5 protein-coding genes are annotated in these 2,787 nt (G+C 46.5%); 3 read left to right on the top strand and 2 right to left on the bottom strand.

Annotated elements, in window-relative coordinates; translation table 11 throughout:
• Positions 1-425 precede the first annotated feature (425 nt).
• Positions 426-1,079 (bottom strand): bifunctional phosphoribosyl-AMP cyclohydrolase/phosphoribosyl-ATP diphosphatase HisIE, encoded by a 654-nt coding sequence (hisIE, locus tag RMO52_RS13040; protein WP_310414821.1) that lies wholly within the window; start codon positions 1,077-1,079, stop codon positions 426-428.
• 27 nt (positions 1,080-1,106) lie between these two features.
• Between hisIE and RMO52_RS13035 the strand changes: the two genes are divergently transcribed.
• Entirely contained in the window at positions 1,107-1,295 is a 189-nt protein-coding gene (locus RMO52_RS13035) for a hypothetical protein (RefSeq protein WP_310414819.1), read from the top strand.
• 16 nt (positions 1,296-1,311) lie between these two features.
• Here the strand turns inward: RMO52_RS13035 and RMO52_RS13030 are convergent, their stop codons facing one another.
• On the bottom strand, positions 1,312-1,686 hold the full coding sequence (locus tag RMO52_RS13030; protein ID WP_396134971.1) for a ferredoxin-thioredoxin reductase catalytic domain-containing protein: 375 nt from the start codon (positions 1,684-1,686) through the stop codon (positions 1,312-1,314).
• Positions 1,687-2,094: 408 nt separating this feature from the next.
• Between RMO52_RS13030 and RMO52_RS13025 the strand changes: the two genes are divergently transcribed.
• Both RMO52_RS13025 and RMO52_RS13020 read left to right on the top strand, forming a co-directional pair.
• Positions 2,095-2,301, top strand: coding sequence for a hypothetical protein (locus RMO52_RS13025; protein WP_309742090.1), 207 nt, complete (start codon positions 2,095-2,097; stop codon positions 2,299-2,301).
• A gap of 156 nt (positions 2,302-2,457) precedes the next feature.
• Positions 2,458-2,787, top strand: a 330-nt coding sequence (locus RMO52_RS13020) for an inositol monophosphatase family protein (RefSeq protein WP_310414816.1), incomplete at its 3' end; no start/stop codon positions are given.

Raw genomic sequence — 2,787 nt, 5'->3', positions numbered from 1 at the left:
GTTTTGGGCAATTTCTGTCAACATACATTAGGCTTTGGGCTTTTAGGCTCTGGGCTTTAGGCTTTGGGCTTTAGATTTTGGGCTTTGGGTTTTGGGTGCGGCTACTGCTCACTTACTGGCTGTGGAGTACCTACTCTTGAGTACTAAGACTATCCACTGTCTTGAAAAGGTGCTTTACGTGGCGGAGTTCGTCCCGCCTTTGTTCCCACGGCTCGGGGAACCCGATCCGACGACCATGGAACGAACCCAATCGGGGAAACAAGCGACGTTTGTGGGGGAAACGTACCCCACAAACCACGCGCCCCCAGAACAATGGGCGGGTTACCCACAGGTCGGGAAAAATAACCAGTTGCCCATCAGCACTTTTCGCTATTCACTATCCACCAGAACACCAGTAACTTTGTTTTGAGGCAAGATACGAGTAATTACTTTTTGCGCTGTTGGAGGACGCGATAGACATCGCGGATACTGACGCGGTGGTGGGCGAGGGCGACGAGAGTATGATAGAACAGATCGGCGACTTCGCCAGCAATTTCGGCGGGTCGATCGTCTTTACATGCCATCACGACTTCGACGGCTTCCTCGCCAATTTTCTTGAGGATTTTGTTATCGCCACCTGCAAATAAGCTCTGAGTGTAAGAGCCAGCTTGGGGCGCGTCGCGGCGATCGCAGATCGTCTGATATAAATCTGATAAAGTATCGGCGGGTGGGGCGATTTTGGTATCGGTGGCAACTTGGTGAAAACAGCTCCGTTCGCCCGTATGACAGGCAATATCGCCCACTTGTTCGACTGTCACTAGCAGCGCATCGCTGTCGCAGTCGTAGCGTAGCGATTTGACGTGTTGAATGTGTCCGCTAGTTGCGCCTTTATGCCAAAACTCTTGCCGCGAACGGCTCCAGAACCAGGTTTCACCAGTCGCGATCGTTTTAGCTAGAGATTCGCTATTCATCCATGCCATCATCAGCACGGTACCATCCAAATAATCTTGGACGATCGCGGGAACTAAACCCCGCTCGTCGTACTTTATCCGATCGATCGGAATAGCTGAATGCAGACTGGTAAATTCATCGACGGACATGAGTGAGCAGCACGAGATAATTAAGAATTGGCGGCTAGTTTGCCACCTAAATTTATTTTACCATTGGCATGTCCTGGGATTGTCATGGCAAATTACCAGGAGATTGCCGATTTACCGAAGGTAACGCTACGCGAACGATACAGCAACGGTCGCAACTCTCGATCGTCTAGTTCGATCGAACTAATCGAATTAACGACCCTTACCCAAATCGACTAGATCGATAGTTAACTATTTATACTGCTTTAACTTCGTCGAGGGAGATCTCTTGCATTTTTCCAGCAAAGTCATTTTCAGGAGTTAGGAATAACATGCAGTGGCATTCTTTGCGCTCGCGCATGGGGACGCAGGGACAGTTCCAAAAAGCTGCTTTGACTTCAGCTTCTTTATCTTCATAGTGTCTGCACGGACATAGGGGCGAACCCAGCTCTTCCTTATTTTTTGCCAGTCCCTTAATCACGACAGCGGTTACGGAGAGATCGACACAGAAGTAGGTATCGGTGTTTTTGGCATAAGTTTCGGAAAAATGTCTCATGGCTTCCAGCATTTTCTCGCTGGGTTCATTTGACAGATCGTTTGTTTCCTGTGTTGCTGCTGGGTTCATGACCATCAGGTTAGTGGGTGAATGATTGCTTGCTCTAGCATTTTACCGAAAAACCTGTCATCTGGCGATTGATTGTTAAGTTGTGACTATCTTTGCCGATTCCTGCGCCAGTCAGCGAATAGCAGATCGGGGAAATTTCTGCAAAAAATAGTACTGACAAAGAGTAGATTTTGACGTTTAGAGGAAGTCTATTGAATAATTTTGGATTGAGTATGTCTAAATCGATCGCATTAACGATAAATACTTGCGATTTAATTGTAATTATTTGTATGTTTCAACCGCACTTTTTAATCTTATAGGTAGAATAATTATTGACAATCGATCGCTTAAAAATATCTCTCGATCGGCTGATAGAAATAACGAGATGGTCGGATAAAATCAATTCACACCTAAAAATATAAAAAAGGATTTATCATGCAGCTTATCATTCAGTTAGATGCTCAAACGGCTCAGCAATTAGAAGAGGTTCAAAACCATACAAATCAAGACCTTAACTTGGTAATCCAACAATGTATCGGACTCTATCACCAGCAGCTACAGCCACATCGACAGTTTTATATCGAAACAAAAAGACAGTATGAGCTAGTTTGCAGCGCATCAGCAAATAGTAGTACTAACTAAATACCGATAATAAGTTAATTCTCGCTCTATCTCTCGCACCCGTTGGCGGAGCCTCTGTGCAAGAGAATCGGGAGATTTTTAGTGCGATCTACGATCGCGCAAATGGGACGGTGTTATTGTACGATAACGATCGCACGCATTTACTCGATCGAGCTAATGAACTCACCGCATTCCACTACCGCTGCCGATACACTAGCACAACGGGCAAATTATTTAGAAGTAGCAAATATCGCCGCTTTAGCCGCCGGGGAAGTCTTGCAAGCTTGTTGGGGTAAATTAGAGTCGATCGTCGAAAAGGGGCGTCCGGGCGATCTAGTTACCGAAGCAGACAAACAAGCCGAAGCCGTAATTTTAGAAGTCTTGCGCCAGCATTTCCCGGAGCATTCGATCTTGGCTGAGGAATCGGGACAATATGGGGCGACCGATGCGAAGTACCTCTGGGCGATCGATCCCCTAGATGGGACGACAAATTATGCTCACCAGTAC

The sequence above is a fragment of the Chamaesiphon sp. OTE_8_metabat_110 genome (assembly GCF_031382685.1).
Taxonomy (GTDB): Bacteria; Cyanobacteriota; Cyanobacteriia; order Cyanobacteriales; family Chamaesiphonaceae; genus Chamaesiphon.
Note: the sequence above shows the minus strand (reverse complement) of the source record. Positions and strands in the feature narration are given on the sequence as shown.